The sequence below is a fragment of the Vibrio tubiashii genome, assembly GCF_028551255.1.
Lineage (GTDB): Bacteria > Pseudomonadota > Gammaproteobacteria > Enterobacterales > Vibrionaceae > Vibrio > Vibrio tubiashii_B.
In genome coordinates, this window is the sequence record NZ_CP117029.1 from 35,467 (window position 1) to 53,696 (window position 18,230).

Annotated in this window: 15 protein-coding genes, 4 tRNA genes and 3 rRNA genes; 15 read left to right on the plus strand and 7 right to left on the minus strand. The window is 47.3% G+C overall.

What is annotated here, in order from left to right:
- Window positions 1-37: 37 nt before the first annotated feature.
- From rsmB to def, 3 genes are all read right to left on the minus strand, one after another.
- Entirely contained in the window at window positions 38-1,318 is a 1,281-nt protein-coding gene (gene rsmB / locus LYZ37_RS00165) for a 16S rRNA (cytosine(967)-C(5))-methyltransferase RsmB (RefSeq protein ID WP_272786029.1), read from the minus strand.
- Window positions 1,319-1,390: 72 nt separating this feature from the next.
- On the minus strand, window positions 1,391-2,338 hold the full coding sequence (fmt, locus tag LYZ37_RS00170) for a methionyl-tRNA formyltransferase (protein ID WP_272786030.1): 948 nt from the start codon (window positions 2,336-2,338) through the stop codon (window positions 1,391-1,393).
- Between the two features lie 27 nt (window positions 2,339-2,365).
- Window positions 2,366-2,887, minus strand: a complete 522-nt coding sequence (gene def, locus LYZ37_RS00175; RefSeq protein ID WP_004743629.1) for a peptide deformylase — start codon at window positions 2,885-2,887, stop codon at window positions 2,366-2,368.
- Between the two features lie 176 nt (window positions 2,888-3,063).
- On the opposite strand from def, the gene LYZ37_RS00180 reads away from it, so the two are divergent.
- Genes LYZ37_RS00180 through LYZ37_RS00195 form a run of 4 tightly spaced genes read left to right on the plus strand, consistent with a single transcriptional unit; the run spans window position 3,064 to window position 6,293 of the window.
- Window positions 3,064-4,089: a LysM peptidoglycan-binding domain-containing protein gene (locus LYZ37_RS00180; RefSeq protein ID WP_272786031.1), complete on the plus strand. Its 1,026-nt coding sequence runs from the start codon at window positions 3,064-3,066 to the stop codon at window positions 4,087-4,089.
- A 3-nt stretch (window positions 4,090-4,092) separates the two neighbouring features.
- Window positions 4,093-5,211, plus strand: a complete 1,119-nt coding sequence (gene dprA / locus LYZ37_RS00185; protein WP_272786032.1) for a DNA-processing protein DprA — start codon at window positions 4,093-4,095, stop codon at window positions 5,209-5,211.
- A 2-nt stretch (window positions 5,212-5,213) separates the two neighbouring features.
- Window positions 5,214-5,693: a DUF494 family protein gene (locus LYZ37_RS00190; RefSeq protein ID WP_038197518.1), complete on the plus strand. Its 480-nt coding sequence runs from the start codon at window positions 5,214-5,216 to the stop codon at window positions 5,691-5,693.
- A 15-nt stretch (window positions 5,694-5,708) separates the two neighbouring features.
- Window positions 5,709-6,293, plus strand: a complete 585-nt coding sequence (locus LYZ37_RS00195) for a DNA topoisomerase family protein (protein ID WP_239852409.1) — start codon at window positions 5,709-5,711, stop codon at window positions 6,291-6,293.
- A 46-nt stretch (window positions 6,294-6,339) separates the two neighbouring features.
- Here LYZ37_RS00195 and LYZ37_RS00200 read toward each other — a convergent pair whose 3' ends face one another.
- Window positions 6,340-7,473, minus strand: a complete 1,134-nt coding sequence (locus LYZ37_RS00200; protein ID WP_272786033.1) for a 5-(carboxyamino)imidazole ribonucleotide synthase — start codon at window positions 7,471-7,473, stop codon at window positions 6,340-6,342.
- A gap of 3 nt (window positions 7,474-7,476) precedes the next feature.
- The gene (purE, locus tag LYZ37_RS00205; protein WP_069668053.1) at window positions 7,477-7,962 is read right to left on the minus strand and encodes a 5-(carboxyamino)imidazole ribonucleotide mutase; all 486 of its coding nucleotides are present in this window, start codon (window positions 7,960-7,962) and stop codon (window positions 7,477-7,479) included.
- A gap of 194 nt (window positions 7,963-8,156) precedes the next feature.
- Between purE and LYZ37_RS00210 the strand changes: the two genes are divergently transcribed.
- The 4 genes from LYZ37_RS00210 (at window position 8,157) to LYZ37_RS00225 (ending at window position 10,829) form a co-directional block, all read left to right on the plus strand.
- The gene (locus LYZ37_RS00210) at window positions 8,157-8,714 is read left to right on the plus strand and encodes an L-threonylcarbamoyladenylate synthase (protein ID WP_272786034.1); all 558 of its coding nucleotides are present in this window, start codon (window positions 8,157-8,159) and stop codon (window positions 8,712-8,714) included.
- A 21-nt stretch (window positions 8,715-8,735) separates the two neighbouring features.
- Window positions 8,736-9,653 (plus strand): oxygen-dependent coproporphyrinogen oxidase, encoded by a 918-nt coding sequence (hemF, locus tag LYZ37_RS00215; protein ID WP_195877313.1) that lies wholly within the window; start codon window positions 8,736-8,738, stop codon window positions 9,651-9,653.
- A 76-nt stretch (window positions 9,654-9,729) separates the two neighbouring features.
- Window positions 9,730-10,563: a shikimate dehydrogenase gene (gene aroE / locus LYZ37_RS00220; RefSeq protein ID WP_272786035.1), complete on the plus strand. Its 834-nt coding sequence runs from the start codon at window positions 9,730-9,732 to the stop codon at window positions 10,561-10,563.
- On the plus strand, window positions 10,563-10,829 hold the full coding sequence (locus tag LYZ37_RS00225) for a DUF1488 domain-containing protein (protein WP_004743640.1): 267 nt from the start codon (window positions 10,563-10,565) through the stop codon (window positions 10,827-10,829). The genes aroE and LYZ37_RS00225 overlap by 1 nt, the downstream gene beginning before the upstream one ends.
- Here the strand turns inward: LYZ37_RS00225 and LYZ37_RS00230 are convergent.
- Window positions 10,822-11,370: a gamma carbonic anhydrase family protein gene (locus LYZ37_RS00230; RefSeq protein WP_272786036.1), complete on the minus strand. Its 549-nt coding sequence runs from the start codon at window positions 11,368-11,370 to the stop codon at window positions 10,822-10,824. The genes LYZ37_RS00225 and LYZ37_RS00230 overlap by 8 nt on opposite strands.
- Before the next feature lie 499 nt (window positions 11,371-11,869).
- Here LYZ37_RS00230 and LYZ37_RS00235 point away from each other — a divergent pair.
- The 7 genes from LYZ37_RS00235 (at window position 11,870) to LYZ37_RS00265 (ending at window position 17,394) form a co-directional block, all read left to right on the plus strand.
- A 16S ribosomal RNA gene (locus tag LYZ37_RS00235) occupies window positions 11,870-13,422 on the plus strand.
- 88 nt (window positions 13,423-13,510) lie between these two features.
- Window positions 13,511-13,586, plus strand: a tRNA-Glu gene (locus LYZ37_RS00240).
- A gap of 2 nt (window positions 13,587-13,588) precedes the next feature.
- A tRNA-Lys gene (locus LYZ37_RS00245) sits at window positions 13,589-13,664 on the plus strand.
- Window positions 13,665-13,728: 64 nt separating this feature from the next.
- Window positions 13,729-13,804, plus strand: a tRNA-Val gene (locus LYZ37_RS00250).
- Between the two features lie 332 nt (window positions 13,805-14,136).
- A 23S ribosomal RNA gene (locus LYZ37_RS00255) occupies window positions 14,137-17,026 on the plus strand.
- A 91-nt stretch (window positions 17,027-17,117) separates the two neighbouring features.
- A 5S ribosomal RNA gene (gene rrf / locus LYZ37_RS00260) occupies window positions 17,118-17,233 on the plus strand.
- The 16S, 23S and 5S rRNA genes sit together here with 4 tRNA genes alongside, the layout of an rRNA operon.
- A gap of 70 nt (window positions 17,234-17,303) precedes the next feature.
- A tRNA-Ser gene (locus LYZ37_RS00265) sits at window positions 17,304-17,394 on the plus strand.
- Window positions 17,395-17,453: 59 nt separating this feature from the next.
- Here the strand turns inward: LYZ37_RS00265 and LYZ37_RS00270 are convergent.
- Entirely contained in the window at window positions 17,454-18,155 is a 702-nt protein-coding gene (locus LYZ37_RS00270; RefSeq protein WP_272786037.1) for a substrate-binding periplasmic protein, read from the minus strand.
- Window positions 18,156-18,230: the final 75 nt, after the last annotated feature.

Genomic DNA, 18,230 nt, shown 5'->3' on the forward strand with positions numbered 1-18,230 from the left:
CTGAAAAGGCGGCGACTATTGTCACCGCCTAACTGTATTACGCGTTTTTGATTAACACTGCGTAGTAGAAGCCGTCCATATCCTCGTCGCCAGGTAAGATTTGGCGTCCTGGATTGTTGATATCAGAACCCACTAAGGTTGCGTTATCAGTGCGCTCAAGGAAAGCTTTTACTTGTAGTACGTTTTCTTTTGGAGTAATTGAACAAGTGGCGTAAACCATAGTACCGCCCACTTTCAATTGGCTCCACATTGCATCCATAATTTCACTTTGTAGCTCAGCTAAGGCGTCAATGTCGTTTGCTCGACGTAACCACTTAATATCTGGGTGACGACGAATAACGCCCGTTGCTGAACAAGGTGCATCAAGTAGAATGCGGTCAAATTTTTCGCCTGTCCACCACTCTTGAGGGTAGCGAGCGTCACCACAAATAACATCGGCACGCAGTTGAAGACGTTCTAGGTTGTCATAGACGCGATCAAGACGTTTGGCGTCACAATCAATCGCAACCACTTCGGTATCTTCCGTATGCTCAAGAATATGCGCGGTTTTACCGCCTGGCGCAGCACAACAATCAAGAATCAACTCACCATTCTGTGGCTGCAGATAGTTTACTGACAACTGAGCTGCAGCGTCTTGTACCGATACCCAACCACGATCGAAACCTGGAAGTAGCGTTACGTCACAAGGCGAGGCCAATTTTATGGCATCAGCAGCTTCTGGGTGAATGCTGCATTCAATGTTTTCATCTTTCAGCAGTTCTAGATATTCATCACGAGTATGGTGCTGGCGATTTACACGCAGCCACATTGGCGCTTTGCTATTGTTCGCTTCGACTAATTGCTCCCACTGCTCTGGGTAGCTCTCACGTAGCATGTTAAGCAGCCAATTTGGGTGACCATATTTGCCCGCGTTGTGGCTAACTGCTTTTTCATCTAATTCTTCTTGCTCGCGAAGGTAGCTGCGCAGCACAGCATTGATTAGGCCGCGTAGGCTTGGGCCTTTCAACGTCTTAGTTCCTTCAACCGTTTCTGCGACGGCAGCATGTGCTGGAATACGCATGAAACTCAGTTGGTAAATTCCGACCAAAATAAGATGGTGGAAAACACGCTTTTTCCCTTTGAGTGGATTTTCCATTAGCTCGTTAGCAATAGACTCCAAACGTGGCAAGTAACGCAGGGCTCCATAACAGATCTCTTGCAACAGTGCATGGTCTCTTGGTCTGATGGTCTTTTGCGCCGCAGGTAATGCGTGTGAAAGAGATTGGCCTTTGTCGACCACTTGGAATAGGACGTTGGCTGCAGCAGCGCGAACATTCATGATGAATACCTTAAATTAAGGGAGGGTGTCTCCACCCTCAAAATGTACGTTTCCCGATAAGGGAGAATATGTTTAAACCAGCTGAGTGCCGACTTCAAACCAGCTTGCACGAGAGTTCAAGATATCTTGAACAGACATCGCTTTCTTACCTGGAACTTGTAGTTGTTCTAAAACCAGTACGCCATTGCCAGTAGCAATGTAGATACCGCTTTTATCTGCTTGCAAGATAGTGCCAGCAGGTTGAGTTGTTGACTGCTCATCGACCCGGCTTTGCCATACTTTGATGCTGTTCTCAGCAGCGATAAAGTGGCTCATTGGCCAAGGATTGAAAGCACGAACGCAGCGCTCGATATGTGCAGCTTCGTCATTCCAGTCAATGCGGGCTTCTTCTTTGCTCAGTTTCTTAGCGTAGTTGGCCAGTGCATCGTCTTGCTTCTCTGGTACCGCTTTACCTAGCGCAATATCAGCTAAACATTCAACTAATGCTTGTGGGCCAAGTTCTGCCAGCTTTTCGTACATAGAAGTACTAGTATCGTTAGCTTCAATAGGCAAAGTCGCTACTTTGAGCATATCACCGGTATCTAAGCCGATATCCATTTGCATAATGGTCACGCCTGTTTCCGCATCTCCCGCCCAAATAGAGCGTTGGATCGGCGCAGCACCACGCCAGCGTGGCAGGATTGAACCGTGAACGTTAATGCAGCCTAGTTTTGGCGTATCAAGCACCGCTTGCGGAAGTAGCATGCCGTAAGCCACCACCACCATGATGTCTGCGTTTAAATCTGCCAGCTCTTGTTTGGCTTCATCAGACTTAAAGTTTTCTGGCTGATATACGGGAATATTATGCTCAAGGGCTAATTGCTTTACAGGTGGCGCTGCCAGTTTTTTACCACGACCTGCAGGACGGTCAGGGTTAGTGTATACAGCAATGACATCGTGCTCCGAAGACAACAACGCCGCCAAGTGACGGGCGGCGAAATCCGGAGTACCAGCAAAAACAATTTTCAAAGGTTTGCTCAAGGTACCTTCCTTCTATTTAATTAGCGATTAGGCTTTGCTTGCATTCTTCTCGTTGAAGCGCTTGATCTTAGCTAGCTTGTCTTGAATACGCTTGCGCTTTAAAGGCGAAAGATAGTCAACAAACAGTTTGCCTTCTAAGTGGTCAAGTTCATGCTGAACACAAATAGCTAATAGATCATCAGCTTCAAATGTGTACTCTTCACCATCACGGTTAAGTGCTTTTACCGTCACTTCCGCTGCGCGTGGCACTAATGCACGTGCGCCAGGGACAGACAGACAGCCTTCTTCGATACCATCTTCGCCGCGTTTTTCTAAGATTTCTGGGTTAATCAGAACCATAGGCTCGTCACGTGTTTCAGAAATATCGATAACAACGATACGTTGGTGGAAATCAACCTGGGTTGCTGCCAGACCAATACCTTCTTCGTCGTACATGGTTTCAATCATGTCATCAACGAACTTTTGAATCTCAGGTGTCACTTCTTCTACCGGCTTAGCTACGGTGCGAAGACGATCATCTGGGAATGTTAATACTTGTAATACAGACATATACACTCGAAATGTTGAACTGTGCCGAATCAGGATAAACCTCGTTGGCTCAATTCTAGACATTTTATACCCCAAATGACAGCATCAATGCGCTTTTTGAGCCGCTTCTCTTTGTTGTTAACACTCAGTTTAACAGGGAATGCCGTAAGGATAGGTCGCTGATAGGGAGTCGAAACATGTTACACATTTGGCGAGGTCTGTTTGTTGTCGTGTTGGTGACGATCGTTAATGGTGTTAGTGCTCAAGAAGGGGCTCTATCGATTAACAAACAAGCGCCGAAGACTTATACCGTCGTCAAAGGTGATACCTTGTGGGATATTTCTGCGCTGTATCTCGAAAGCCCGTGGCAGTGGCCGCGCTTATGGCAATTAAATTCGAACATAGTAAACCCGCACCTGATCTTTCCTGGAGATAAACTGACCCTCGTGTGGCGAGAAGGGCAACCAAAACTGATTTTAAAACCTGTGGTCAGTTTGACGCCCGCTATTCACCAACGAGCAAAACACCCGATCCCTGTCATCAAACCGCAGCATGTCCTGCCTTTCATTGAGCACGATCTGTTGTTGGAGGGGGAAGCAATCCATGAAATGAGTCGAGTGATTGGCAATAGCACCGGGAGTCAACTGATGGATTCACAAAACGTCATCTATATCTCGGCTCACCAAGTCGCTCAAGAGTGGGGGATCTATCGTTTAATGCATGAGTTTAAACGAGCAGACAAAAGCGCCAAAGTGATAAGAAAAATAGCTCATGGACAACTTGTTGCCAGTGATGAGCGATACTCCTCGCTGCGTTTGACTAAACAAAGCCATGAAGTAGTGGTAGGCGATATCGCTATGCCAATATTGCCACCTTCAAACTCAACCACTTCGCTAAGCTTAACCCCTGTCTCTGCAGAAGTTGATAAGGTTGAGATTCTCGGAGCGGTAGAAGATACCTATTACGTTGGCAAAGACCAAGCGGTGGTGGTTAATCGTGGCGAGTTAGATGGTGTTAAGCAAGGCAGCGTGTTTGAACTGTTTAACTCGGGCGCTGGTGACGTTACTCATCGTACAAACAACTCATCAATCCCTTTCCCTGATAGGCGTATTGGCCACATGATGGTTGTCCGTCCTTATCAGCATTTTAGTATCGCGATCATTACCGACAGTTCAGAGGCGGTCAGTATCGAGACCAAGGTTCACTCCCCAAGGAGCCGGTAATTTGTGACCAATGAAGAGCTCGCGGCATGGCTGTCGCTCAACTTTACCCCTAGAGTCGGTCCGAAAACCTTTTCTCGTCTGCTCGCAATGGACTCACCAGTAAACATTGTTCAATCTGACCTTCCGGCGCTTTTAGCCCTTGGATTAAACGCACAACAGGCTAACTATCTAAAAAACCGAGCGGCGAAAGAGGTTGAGCAGTGCTTTGAGTGGCAACAACAATCTGCTCAACACAACATTGTCACTAAGCAAGAGAGCAGTTACCCGGCATTACTTGAACAGGCGGTAGGCTCTCCTCCGATTTTATTCGTTCAAGGAGAGGTGAGCGGTTTGTCTGAACCTCAAATTGCGATGGTCGGTAGCCGCAATGCCAGTCCTGAAGGGCTTAATATCGCGCGAAGCTTTGCTCGGGCTTTGGTTGAGCAAGGTCTGACGGTGACAAGTGGTTTGGCCCTTGGCGTGGATGGCTACGCCCATGATGGAGCGTTGCAAGGAGGAGGACGTACACTCGCGGTTCTCGGCAGCGGCCTAGAAACTATTTACCCAACTAGACATCGTGAACTTGCTAGCAGAATCCTTGATAGTGGAGGGGCGCTGGTTTCGGAGTTTCATCCTAAAGCGAAGCCTAAAGCCGATCATTTTCCGCGCCGCAATCGAATTATCAGCGGCCTTTCTATTGGAGTGCTAGTGGTTGAAGCCGCAGAGAAAAGTGGTTCCTTGATTACGGCGCGCTATGCCATAGAGCAAGGGCGTGACGTGTTTGCTATTCCGGGTTCTATCCACGATTCAAATGCACGCGGTTGTAACCTGTTGATTAAGCAAGGTGCGTGTTTGGTGATGAGAGTTCAGGACATAGTTGATGAAATAGAGACGCTTTTACGCTGGTCTAATTCCAGTAAGCCACCGATTCAAAATGAACTTTTCGAGGAAATAGATAGTAAAGAAGAATTGCCATTTCCTCTGCTGTTAGCTAACGTAGGAAGTAAGGCTATACCAGTTGATATTCTTGCAAACAGGACCAATATACCTGTGCAGGACGTCATGATGCAGCTCTTGGAGCTTGAGCTTTCAGGGCATGTTGTTGCAGTTTCCGGTGGCTATATTCGAAAGGGGAGGGGCTAGCTATGATGATGGATATCTTAATGTATCTATTCGAAACCTACATCCATAGCGATGCAGAGTTACAAGTCAATCAAGATGAGCTAGAAGAAGAGCTTCTTCGCGCAGGCTTTCATCAAAAAGACATTTACAAAGCCCTTGTCTGGCTAGAAGAGCTAGCAGCACTGCAGCAAAGTGAAACCCACTCTGCGATCTCAGTGTGTAGCACTTCGAACTCGACTCGTATTTATACAACTAAAGAGTGTGAGCGCTTAAGTCTAGAGTGCCGCGGCTTTTTGACCTTCTTAGAGCAAGTTAACGTCCTCACGACTGAAACTCGTGAGATGGTTATTGACCGCATTATGGGCCTAGAGACGGACGAGTTTGAGCTTGATGATCTGAAATGGATTGTGCTTATGGTGCTATTTAATGTACCAGGCAATGAGAATGCATACACACTTATGGAAGAGCTGCTGTATACCAAAGAACAAGGTATCCTTCACTAACCTTTCTGAGTTGATATGAGCAATAAAATTGATCATCAGCTGTTTTCAGCCCATGAACATGCACTAGAGCACCAAGCTTGCCCTAAATGCCAAAGTGAACAGCGCGAAGGTGAACTTCACCTTCGCCATGGTAAGCATGGTCCTTTCTTGGGTTGCGATCAGTACCCTGTGTGTGACTTCATTAAACCTTTGCATCAGAACGACGGTCACATCGTTAAAGAGCTCGGTGTTGCTTGCCCTGAATGTGGCAACGAGCTGGTTCTTCGTCAGGGGCGCTATGGGATGTTTATTGGCTGTAGTCATTACCCGCAGTGCAATCACATCGAGTCTTTAGATCAACCTAAGCAAGAACAGCAGCAGCCGGAACACCATACTTGTCCAGAATGCAATAAAGGCCAGTTAGTGGAGCGTAAAACTCGTTTTGGTAAGGTTTTCTATGCTTGTGACAACTATCCGAAATGCAAGTTTGCTGTCAATCAGCCGCCGATTTCAGGTCAGTGTGAGAAATGTGGTTTTCCACTGTTAGTTGAGAAGAAACTCGCCAGTGGAGTCAAAAGGCAGTGCGCTGACCGAAAGTGTCACCACACACAGTCTGAATAATAAAAAACGGCGCATCAAGCGCCGTTTTTGCTATCTATAAACTGAGTTATTGGGCGAAGTTTGCTGAAAACTCATGAACAGCAGGAAATGCTTGCTCATCTAACAGATCGGCAAGTGCACACAGTTTACGCTGCAGTTCACCGCTGTAATCACCACACACATTAATGTGACCCATCTTGCGGCCTGTACGTTTCTCTTTGCCATACCAATGAATGTGTACCCCATCCATAGCGAGTAATTCGCTCGGTAAGGTATCTTCACCCAAGATATTAATCATTGAAGTTTCACGAATCAGTTTAGTGCTGCCTAGTGGTAAGCCGCATACTGCTCTTAAGTGATTTTCAAACTGACAAGTTTCTGCGCCTTGTTGAGTCCAGTGTCCAGAGTTATGCACGCGTGGGGCAATCTCATTGACCAGCAAGGTGCCGTCGACATCGAAAAACTCAAGGGCTAATACACCAACGTAATCGAGCTTATTTGCAACAGCGGTAAACATCTGTTTTGCTTGTTGTTGCAGTTCAGTATCTGCGATGGCAGTAGACAGAGTCAGCACGCCGTTTGTGTGAACATTTTCAGCTAATGGATAAACGGCAACGCTACCATCTTCGCTGCGTGCACCAACTAGGGAAACTTCACGGTTAAATGGCACGAACTCTTCAGCTACGATCGCTTGAGTCTCAGATGCAGCAATGCACTCGGCCATTTCTGTCCAAATAGTCTCGATTTGAGCCGGATCTTTTAAACGCCACTGACCTTTACCATCGTATCCACCAAGCGCACTTTTTAGCACCATAGGGATGCCAACGTGTGCAATGGCTTGGTCAAAGTCTTCACGTGTATTGATGACAAAGTACTTTGCATTGCGTACATCTGCGTCATCAAGCAATTGCTTCTCGATACGGCGATCGCCGCCTGCTTTTATCGCCTCAGTCGAAGGTAAGAATTTTCCACTTTGCTCGCAGATTGCCAGAATATCGTGAGGGATATGCTCAAACTCAGCGGTGATAACATCAGCATGAGCGATGGCGTTTTCAAGTCCGTGACCAATCACAGTCTGCGTGAGTGGATGAACGATATTTTTACTGCCAACGTCATACGCTGAGATATCAATATTAAGCGGCGCGCCAGCCAGCGACATCATGCGAGCTAATTGACCAGCACCTAGCACTAAAACATGCATGACTTAGTCCTCTGCAGGATTTGGGTTCGCTAAAACCGTTTCTGTCTGTTCAGCGCGGAAAGCTTCAACTTTCGCCATTACAGCTTCATCATGTGTACCAAGAATTTGCGCAGCGAGAATACCTGCATTTGCCGCACCCGCTTCGCCGATAGCCAAAGTACCGACAGCAATACCTTTTGGCATTTGCACGATGGAGTATAGAGAGTCTAGACCACTAAGTGCGCGGGACTGAACTGGAACACCTAGAACTGGCAGTGAAGTGAAGGCTGCCGCCATGCCTGGTAAGTGCGCAGCACCGCCTGCACCAGCAATGATTACTTTCAGGCCACGCTCTTTAGCGCTGTTTGCATAGTCTGCAAGAAGTTGAGGGGTACGGTGCGCAGAAACTACTTTAGTTTCGTACTCAACCCCGAATCTGTCTAGCATTTCAGCTGCTAGTTTCATGGTTGGCCAATCTGATTTAGAACCCATGATGATACCGACTTTCATCTCAAACTCCTTCAAAGCTGCATAGAATTGGTGAGCAAACATTTTGAGCGCATTATACGGAGATTTTATACTTAAGCAAACGTTTGCGTCATAGTGAAATACTTAGCTTGGGAATTTATTAATAAATAGCTTTAGTCTCGGATTGAGATTGTTTGTAGACTTAAGCCTGTAGAGAATAACTAAGGTGTGACTAAGTGGAAAACTTTAATCAAGCACTCAAGGCTTTGATGGATGGTGAAGTGATCGCTTATCCAACCGAAGGAGTCTTTGGTGTGGGTTGTGATCCCGATAATAGTGAAGCGGTGCGTAAGCTATTGGATCTTAAGCAGCGCCCAGCCGATAAAGGGCTCATTCTTATCGCGGCGAGTTACCAGCAGTTAATTCCGTATATTGATGAATCTCAGCTGACTCAAGAGCAGCTAATCAGGGTCAAGCAGAGTTGGCCAGGACCGATCACTTGGATAATGCCATCGAGTGATCGCGTATCTCGGTGGGTATCCGGTCAACATCAATCGATTGCTGTGCGAGTGACGGATCATCCTTTGGTACAAAAGATGTGTAATGCATTCGGAAAGCCGTTAACCTCTACCAGCGCAAACTTGTCCGGTCAGCCACCATGTAAGACAAGTGAAGAAGTTTATTTGCAGTTTGGCTATGACCAGATTGCGGTACTCGAAGGCCAAACAGGTGGTAGAGAAAAGCCCAGCGAAATTCGTGATGCTCAATCACTACAAGTATTAAGACAGGGATAACCCTGCAATAAAGGAAGTCGTATGTCAGCCATAGATAAACAAACGGTAAAGCAATTTTTAATGGATCTTCAGGATTCAATTTGTCAGCAGCTTGAAGAAGCAGATGGACAAGCGGTATTTGTTGAAGATGCATGGCATCGCGAGCCAGGAGAGAAGCTAGGTGGTGGTGGCCGTACTCGTGTGATGAAAGATGGTGCTGTGTTTGAGCAAGGTGGAGTGAACTTTTCTCATGTGCAAGGTAAAGAAATGCCAGCTTCTGCCACGGCGCATCGCCCTGAATTAGCGGGACGTCGTTTCGAGGCGATGGGTGTCTCCTTAGTTATGCATCCAAACAACCCTTATGTACCGACGTCGCATGCCAACGTTCGTTTCTTTATTGCAGAAAAAGAGGGTGAGGAGCCGATTTGGTGGTTTGGAGGCGGTTTCGATCTAACACCTTTCTACCCATTTGAAGAAGATGCGCAGTATTGGCACAACACAGCGAAAGAAGTGTGTGCACCGTTTGGCGAAGGCGTTTACTCGGAGCATAAAGCTTGGTGCGACAAATACTTCTACTTACCTCACCGAGATGAAACACGTGGGGTTGGTGGCTTATTCTTTGATGATCTCAACCATTGGCAGTTTGATAAGTGTTTTGACTATATTAAGGCAGTCGGTGAGGGTTATTGCCAAGCATACCTGCCGATTGTTGAACGTCGTAAAGAAACTGAATACGGTGAGCGTGAACGCCAGTTCCAACTGTATCGTCGTGGGCGCTATGTAGAGTTTAACTTAGTCTTTGACCGTGGCACATTGTTTGGCTTACAAAGCGGAGGCCGCACTGAGTCTATTCTTATGTCTATGCCGCCACTAGCTCGCTGGGAATATGCTTACCAAGTGGAGCCAAACTCTCCAGAGGCTGAGCTGTATGATCATTACCTTAAACCGAGAGAGTGGTAATACTTTCCTCCTTATATAGATAGTGATAGGGTCAATGTTCTGCATTGGCCCTTTTTGTTTTCTGATAGGTAAGGATATGACTCAGCAAATAGACAACTACGTTGTTTTTGGTAACCCAATCGCCCAAAGTAAATCACCATTTATTCATACGTTATTTGCTCGTCAAACTAATCAGTCTTTGACCTATACCACTAAGAGTCCGGCAACCGATGCTTTTGTCCAAGCTGCGAGTGAGTTTTTTGCTGAGGGTGGCAAAGGGTGCAATGTTACTGTGCCATTTAAAGAGGAGGCGTTCCGCTTTGCGAATCGTGTCACCGAGCGCGCGCAGTTAGCAGGTGCAGTTAATACTCTAAAAAAACTTGATGATGGTGAGATTCTAGGCGACAACACTGATGGCGAAGGGCTTGTCCAAGACTTGTTGCAATATCAGGTTATGCTAAAAGGGGCTCGTATTCTGCTGATTGGGGCTGGTGGTGCAGCGCGAGGTGTGATTAAACCATTACTCGATCAGCAACTGGCTGAAATTGTGGTCACCAATCGTACCTATGCTAAAGCGCAGCAGTTGGCAGAAATGTTTCAGCCTTATGGAAAGATTTCTGCCCAACCAATGGAGGCTGTGTCTGAGAGCTTTGATTTGATCATTAACTCAACATCGTCGAGCTTAAGTGGAGAGCTACCCGCTATCTCTAGCGCTATTTTCTCACCTCAAAGCACAGTCTACGACATGATGTATGGTGCAGGGAAAACGACCTTCAATCAGTGGGCAACAGATAATGGCGTCATCAAGGTATATGATGGTTTAGGCATGCTGGTGGGGCAGGCCGCGGAAAGCTTTATGTTGTGGCGTGGACTAAGGCCTGGTACAAAGCAGATTTTGCGTGAACTGAGAAAAAACCTAGAGGGCCTGTAATGAACCAATCTATTCTTTTTCCCGATATCCAATCATGGGATGAAGATAAGCAAGCGGTATTGTTTTCTGCGCAGCAAGCTGGGGCGCTGATTCAGTGCTTAGTCAGTAAAACGGAACTAGAGAAGTTGTCAGGTCAAACAGTTGAGAATGAGCAGCAAGCTCTCGAAGTATTTTCTCAATACCGTTTTGACCTTGAAGAGCTTGCTGAAGAGTTAATAGAAGATGAAGAATTTAATTCACAAGGTTGGATAGAAGTTGTTAGTTAATATCTTCTACTTGGTGTAGGTAGTCTTCTTTATTCTGCACATAGTTATCTGCCGATTTTTGTAAGAACGCGCGTTCCTTTTCATTGAGTGGACGTGCTTGCTTAACAGGGCTACCTACGTACAAATAACCGCTTTCCAGAATTTTACCTGGGGGAACTAAACTCCCAGCACCTATCATTACCTCTTCTTCTATTACCACACCATCTAAGACAATCGCCCCCATTCCAACTAGCACTCGATCTTTGATCGTGCAGCCGTGTAGCATCACTTTGTGACCAATAGTGACATCATTACCAATGAGCAGAGGGTAGCCGTCAGGGTTTTCTTTATTCTTGTGGGTGACATGCAACACACTGCCATCTTGGATATTGGTGCGATTGCCGATATGAATATGGTTTACATCACCTCGCGCTGCAACGAGCGGCCAGACACTGGAGTCGTCTCCAATACGAATATCGCCAACTAATACTGAGCTGCTATCTATATAGACTCTTTCACCTAATTGCGGAGTAATACCTTTGTAACTGCGTAGAGAACTCATTTTTTCTCCTTATATAGAGGGAATCTTGCCATGGTAGGGGTAGAAAAGTGGCAAAAACAGGTCGTTTTGAATAGAAAATACTCAAACAATAAAAAAATCAAAAAAAACTGAAAAAAGGGCTTGCCAATGTGATGGCGATCTCTATAATGCCCCCTCGCTGACACGGGAACGCTTCGAAAGAAACGAGAGCCCAGTTAGCAAGGTCAATTAGCCAAGCGGAAACGCTTGAAAAAAGTTTGAAAAAAGTGGTTGACACTAAACTTTATCTCGCTAAAATGACCGCCTCTTCCGAAGTGATGTGAGTCACAAAGAAGAGAGCTCTTTAATAATATAAACCTATCAATCTGTGTGGGCACTCGTTGATGATAATCCAAATAGATACTTCGGTATCGATTTAGGTTTCAATGAAACGAAGTGACCAACGAGTCGAAAGACTCAGCACAGTCAATTCAAGCATTACTTATGTAATGTTCAGTATTCATTGAGCCGACAAAATCTTAAATTGAAGAGTTTGATCATGGCTCAGATTGAACGCTGGCGGCAGGCCTAACACATGCAAGTCGAGCGGAAACGAGTTAACTGAACCTTCGGGGAACGTTAACGGCGTCGAGCGGCGGACGGGTGAGTAATGCCTGGGAAATTGCCCTGATGTGGGGGATAACCATTGGAAACGATGGCTAATACCGCATAATAGCTTCGGCTCAAAGAGGGGGACCTTCGGGCCTCTCGCGTCAGGATATGCCCAGGTGGGATTAGCTAGTTGGTGAGGTAAGGGCTCACCAAGGCGACGATCCCTAGCTGGTCTGAGAGGATGATCAGCCACACTGGAACTGAGACACGGTCCAGACTCCTACGGGAGGCAGCAGTGGGGAATATTGCACAATGGGCGCAAGCCTGATGCAGCCATGCCGCGTGTATGAAGAAGGCCTTCGGGTTGTAAAGTACTTTCAGCAGTGAGGAAGGTGGTAGTGTTAATAGCACTATCATTTGACGTTAGCTGCAGAAGAAGCACCGGCTAACTCCGTGCCAGCAGCCGCGGTAATACGGAGGGTGCGAGCGTTAATCGGAATTACTGGGCGTAAAGCGCATGCAGGTGGTTTGTTAAGTCAGATGTGAAAGCCCGGGGCTCAACCTCGGAATTGCATTTGAAACTGGCAGACTAGAGTACTGTAGAGGGGGGTAGAATTTCAGGTGTAGCGGTGAAATGCGTAGAGATCTGAAGGAATACCGGTGGCGAAGGCGGCCCCCTGGACAGATACTGACACTCAGATGCGAAAGCGTGGGGAGCAAACAGGATTAGATACCCTGGTAGTCCACGCCGTAAACGATGTCTACTTGGAGGTTGTGGCCTTGAGCCGTGGCTTTCGGAGCTAACGCGTTAAGTAGACCGCCTGGGGAGTACGGTCGCAAGATTAAAACTCAAATGAATTGACGGGGGCCCGCACAAGCGGTGGAGCATGTGGTTTAATTCGATGCAACGCGAAGAACCTTACCTACTCTTGACATCCAGAGAACTTTCCAGAGATGGATTGGTGCCTTCGGGAGCTCTGAGACAGGTGCTGCATGGCTGTCGTCAGCTCGTGTTGTGAAATGTTGGGTTAAGTCCCGCAACGAGCGCAACCCTTATCCTTGTTTGCCAGCGAGTAATGTCGGGAACTCCAGGGAGACTGCCGGTGATAAACCGGAGGAAGGTGGGGACGACGTCAAGTCATCATGGCCCTTACGAGTAGGGCTACACACGTGCTACAATGGCGCATACAGAGGGCGGCCAACTTGCGAAAGTGAGCGAATCCCAAAAAGTGCGTCGTAGTCCGGATCGGAGTCTGCAACTCGACTCCGTGAAGTCGGAATCGCTAGTAATCGTGGATCAGAATGCCACGGTGAATACGTTCCCGGGCCTTGTACACACCGCCCGTCACACCATGGGAGTGGGCTGCAAAAGAAGTGGGTAGTTTAACCTTCGGGAGGACGCTCACCACTTTGTGGTTCATGACTGGGGTGAAGTCGTAACAAGGTAGCCCTAGGGGAACCTGGGGCTGGATCACCTCCTTATACGATGATTATTGCGATGAGTGTTCACACAGATTGATGGTTTATGTAGTTTAAGAGATAGAACATCCCCCAAGATGTTCAACTTAGTGTCCCGTTCGTCTAGAGGCCTAGGACACCGCCCTTTCACGGCGGTAACAGGGGTTCGACTCCCCTACGGGATACCATTGGGTCGTTAGCTCAGTTGGTAGAGCAGTTGACTTTTAATCAATTGGTCGCAGGTTCGAATCCTGCACGACCCACCATTCTTTCCACGAAGGATGGCTTTTGTTTTACTTTTCAAAAGTGAAAACAAGAGAAAACTTATGTGGGCGATTAGCTCAGTTGGGAGAGCACCTGCCTTACAAGCAGGGGGTCACTGGTTCGAGCCCGGTATCGCCCACCATTCTCTAAGTATTTTTGGATTAGGATTTCCAAACCACTTCAGTAACGAGTATGTGGTTGGTATTTTCGACGCCGAAAGTCTTTAGAAAATGTACTTCCTTGTGAAGAAACATGCTCTTTAACAATTTGGAAAGCTGACGAATAACAACAATCCCCATCTCTTTGAGATGCGTTGTTATTCAATTAAAAGTTCTCAAATCCTAAAACTATGTTTTAGGTACCAACACACATTCAAGTGTTCTTGGAAATTTGAGTCCGGCAAAATCGTGTCTGCACATGTATAAAAATGCAGACAACTTTGGTTGTTTAAACAGAGACCCTTTGGGGTTGTATGGTTAAGTGACTAAGCGTACACGGTGGATGCCTTGGCAGTCAGAGGCGATGAAAGACGTAGTAACTTGCGATAAGCCCAGATTAGGTAGTAACAACCATTTGAGTCTGGGATTTCTGAATGGGGAAACCCAACTGCATAAGCAGTTACTGTTAACTGAATACATAGGTTAACAGGGCGAACCGGGGGAACTGAAACATCTAAGTACCCCGAGGAAAAGAAATCAACCGAGATTCCGAAAGTAGCGGCGAGCGAAATTGGACTAGCCCTTAAGCTTTTAATGAGACAGGTGAAGGCTCTGGAAAGTGCCGCGATACAGGGTGATAGCCCCGTAACCGACATCTCATCATCAGTGAAATCGAGTAGGGCGGGACACGTGATATCCTGTCTGAATATGGGGGGACCATCCTCCAAGGCTAAATACTACTGACTGACCGATAGTGAACCAGTACCGTGAGGGAAAGGCGAAAAGAACCCCTGTGAGGGGAGTGAAATAGAACCTGAAACCGTGTACGTACAAGCAGTAGGAGCACCTTCGTGGTGTGACTGCGTACCTTTTGTATAATGGGTCAGCGACTTATATTCAGTAGCAAGGTTAACCATCTAGGGGAGCCGTAGAGAAATCGAGTCTTAACTGGGCGTCGAGTTGCTGGATATAGACCCGAAACCAGGTGATCTAGCCATGGGCAGGTTGAAGGTTGAGTAACATCAACTGGAGGACCGAACCGACTAATGTTGAAAAATTAGCGGATGACTTGTGGCTAGGGGTGAAAGGCCAATCAAACCTGGAGATAGCTGGTTCTCCCCGAAATCTATTTAGGTAGAGCCTCGGACGAATACTACTGGGGGTAGAGCACTGTTAAGGCTAGGGGGTCATCCCGACTTACCAACCCTTTGCAAACTCCGAATACCAGTAAGTACTATCCGGGAGACACACGGCGGGTGCTAACGTCCGTCGTGGAGAGGGAAACAACCCAGACCGCCAGCTAAGGTCCCAAATTATAGCTAAGTGGGAAACGATGTGGGAAGGCTTAGACAGCTAGGATGTTGGCTTAGAAGCAGCCATCATTTAAAGAAAGCGTAATAGCTCACTAGTCGAGTCGGCCTGCGCGGAAGATGTAACGGGGCTAAGCTATAAACCGAAGCTGCGGCAATGCAATTTATTGTATTGGGTAGGGGAGCGTTCTGTAAGCCGTTGAAGGTGAGTTGTAAAGCTTGCTGGAGGTATCAGAAGTGCGAATGCTGACATGAGTAACGATAAAGGGGGTGAAAAACCTCCTCGCCGGAAGACCAAGGGTTCCTGTCCAACGTTAATCGGGGCAGGGTAAGTCGACCCCTAAGGCGAGGCCGAAAGGCGTAGTCGATGGGAAACGGGTTAATATTCCCGTACTTCTTACAATTGCGATGGGGGGACGGAGAAGGCTAGGTGGGCCTGGCGACGGTTGTCCAGGTTCAAGTGCGTAGGCTTGAGAGTTAGGTAAATCCGGCTCTCTTTAAGGCTGAGACACGATGTCGAGCATCTACGGATGTGAAGTCATTGATGCCATGCTTCCAGGAAAAGCCTCTAAGCTTCAGATTGTAAGGAATCGTACCCCAAACCGACACAGGTGGTCGGGTAGAGAATACCAAGGCGCTTGAGAGAACTCGGGTGAAGGAACTAGGCAAAATGGTACCGTAACTTCGGGAGAAGGTACGCTCTTGACGGTGAAGTCCCTTGCGGATGGAGCTATTGAGAGTCGCAGATACCAGGTGGCTGCAACTGTTTATTAAAAACACAGCACTGTGCAAAATCGTAAGATGACGTATACGGTGTGACGCCTGCCCGGTGCCGGAAGGTTAATTGATGGGGTTAGACGTAAGTCGAAGCTCTTGATCGAAGCCCCGGTAAACGGCGGCCGTAACTATAACGGTCCTAAGGTAGCGAAATTCCTTGTCGGGTAAGTTCCGACCTGCACGAATGGCGTAATGATGGCCACGCTGTCTCCACCCGAGACTCAGTGAAATTGAAATCGCTGTGAAGATGCAGTGTACCCGCGGCTAGACGGAAAGACCCCGTGAACCTTTACTACAGCTTGGCACTGAACATTGACCCTACATGTGTAGGATAGGTGGGAGGCTTTGAAACCGGTACGCCAGTATCGGTGGAGCCGTCCTTGAAATACCACCCTTGTAGTGTTGATGTTCTAACTTAGACCCGTTATCCGGGTTGAGGACAGTGCCTGGTGGGTAGTTTGACTGGGGCGGTCTCCTCCCAAAGAGTAACGGAGGAGCACGAAGGTGGGCTAATCACGGTTGGACATCGTGAGGTTAGTGCAATGGCATAAGCCCGCTTGACTGCGAGAATGACAATTCGAGCAGGTGCGAAAGCAGGTCATAGTGATCCGGTGGTTCTGTATGGAAGGGCCATCGCTCAACGGATAAAAGGTACTCCGGGGATAACAGGCTGATACCGCCCAAGAGTTCATATCGACGGCGGTGTTTGGCACCTCGATGTCGGCTCATCACATCCTGGGGCTGAAGTCGGTCCCAAGGGTATGGCTGTTCGCCATTTAAAGTGGTACGCGAGCTGGGTTTAGAACGTCGTGAGACAGTTCGGTCCCTATCTGCCGTGGGCGTTGGAAGATTGAAGGGGGCTGCTCCTAGTACGAGAGGACCGGAGTGGACGAACCTCTGGTGTTCGGGTTGTGTCGCCAGACGCATTGCCCGGTAGCTAAGTTCGGAATCGATAACCGCTGAAAGCATCTAAGCGGGAAGCGAGCCCTGAGATGAGTCTTCCCTGACCCCTTGAGGGTCCTAAAGGGTTGTTCGAGACTAGAACGTTGATAGGCAGGGTGTGTAAGCGTTGTGAGGCGTTGAGCTAACCTGTACTAATTGCCCGTGAGGCTTAACCATACAACACCCAAAGGGTTTTGATGGACTCAAAGCAAGAACTTTGAATGTGTCACTACAGAACTTAAAACAGCTTTCCGAATTAAAGAATTTGCTTGGCGACCATAGCGATTTGGACCCACCTGATTCCATGCCGAACTCAGAAGTGAAACGAATTAGCGCCGATGGTAGTGTGGGGCTTCCCCATGTGAGAGTAGGACATCGCCAGGCTTTAAATACTGTTACTCGTATATACGTGTAACCACATCATCAGTGTACTAATCTGACGATGACAATTTGTGGAGAGATGGCTGAGTGGTTGAAAGCACCGGTCTTGAAAACCGGCATACGTTAATAGCGTATCTAGGGTTCAAATCCCTATCTCTCCGCCACTATTTAAACCCCAGCAGAAATGCTGGGGTTTTTTCGTTCTTGTCTTATAAGTCTGATACTACTGAGTTTCGCATGCAGAACTGCTTCTTAAAGCAGAATTGAAGTGAGAAATAATCGCTTCTGCTAATGGGTGCTCACGACTTACAGCGATGTGTAGAGGAACTCTCTTTACCGCAAGATCTGATACGTAAAAGTCTTTTTGCTTGAGCCCCATCGTTTTTAGATTCCAAGAGAAGACAGCCTCATCCATCAAGATGGCATCCGCTCTTTGTTTAGTTAAATACAGAATGTTCTCTTTGACATCTTTCGCTGCAAGAATATTCAGCCCTGCCTTAGACTTTAATGCCTCCCCATAAGCGTACCCAGAGACTAAACCTAGCCTGATCTCGCTAAGGCTCTGAGCGTCTTGATACTTAATAGGTGCCGACTTCGGGCTTATTAATTTAATTTGATTGATGTAATAGGGATGACTAAATAGAAAGTCTTGCTCTCTTTCCGGTGTTTTCCACACTCCAAGTAAGACGTCTGATTTTGCTTCTAGCGTTGACTTATAAGCTCTCTTCCAGGGTAGAAAATGTGTTTCTAGTTCATAACCTGCAAGGCATAGTGTGTCTTTGACTATCTGATGAGCATAGCCAAGAGGTTGAGACGGAGCATTAAAATACGGCGGCCACTCGTCTTGAACACCAGTCAGAGGTTTCAATGCATAGCTGTGACCCGAAAAGATGAAACACAGTACTATTAAGGCATACTTTGCCACTTCAAGCTTCCTTGCTTACCATAAGTTGTTCTTTTCATCTTAGGAGGAAGGTAATCAAGAAACCGTGACTCGCTC

Bases quoted from the DNA above. Each gene is read 5' to 3' on its own strand.
- LYZ37_RS00230 (WP_272786036.1), bottom strand. From the start codon at position 11,370: ATGAGTTCTCTACGCAGTTACAAAGGTATTACTCCGCAATTAGGTGAA.
- def (WP_004743629.1), bottom strand. From the start codon at position 2,887: ATGTCTGTATTACAAGTATTAACATTCCCAGATGATCGTCTTCGCACC.
- aroE (WP_272786035.1), top strand. From the start codon at position 9,730: ATGACTCAGCAAATAGACAACTACGTTGTTTTTGGTAACCCAATCGCC.
- LYZ37_RS00190 (WP_038197518.1), top strand. From the start codon at position 5,214: ATGATGATGGATATCTTAATGTATCTATTCGAAACCTACATCCATAGC.
- LYZ37_RS00200 (WP_272786033.1), bottom strand. From the start codon at position 7,473: ATGCATGTTTTAGTGCTAGGTGCTGGTCAATTAGCTCGCATGATGTCG.
- LYZ37_RS00225 (WP_004743640.1), top strand. From the start codon at position 10,563: ATGAACCAATCTATTCTTTTTCCCGATATCCAATCATGGGATGAAGAT.
- LYZ37_RS00180 (WP_272786031.1), top strand. From the start codon at position 3,064: ATGTTACACATTTGGCGAGGTCTGTTTGTTGTCGTGTTGGTGACGATC.
- purE (WP_069668053.1), bottom strand. From the start codon at position 7,962: ATGAAAGTCGGTATCATCATGGGTTCTAAATCAGATTGGCCAACCATG.
- LYZ37_RS00195 (WP_239852409.1), top strand. From the start codon at position 5,709: ATGAGCAATAAAATTGATCATCAGCTGTTTTCAGCCCATGAACATGCA.
- hemF (WP_195877313.1), top strand. From the start codon at position 8,736: ATGTCAGCCATAGATAAACAAACGGTAAAGCAATTTTTAATGGATCTT.
- rsmB (WP_272786029.1), bottom strand. From the start codon at position 1,318: ATGAATGTTCGCGCTGCTGCAGCCAACGTCCTATTCCAAGTGGTCGAC.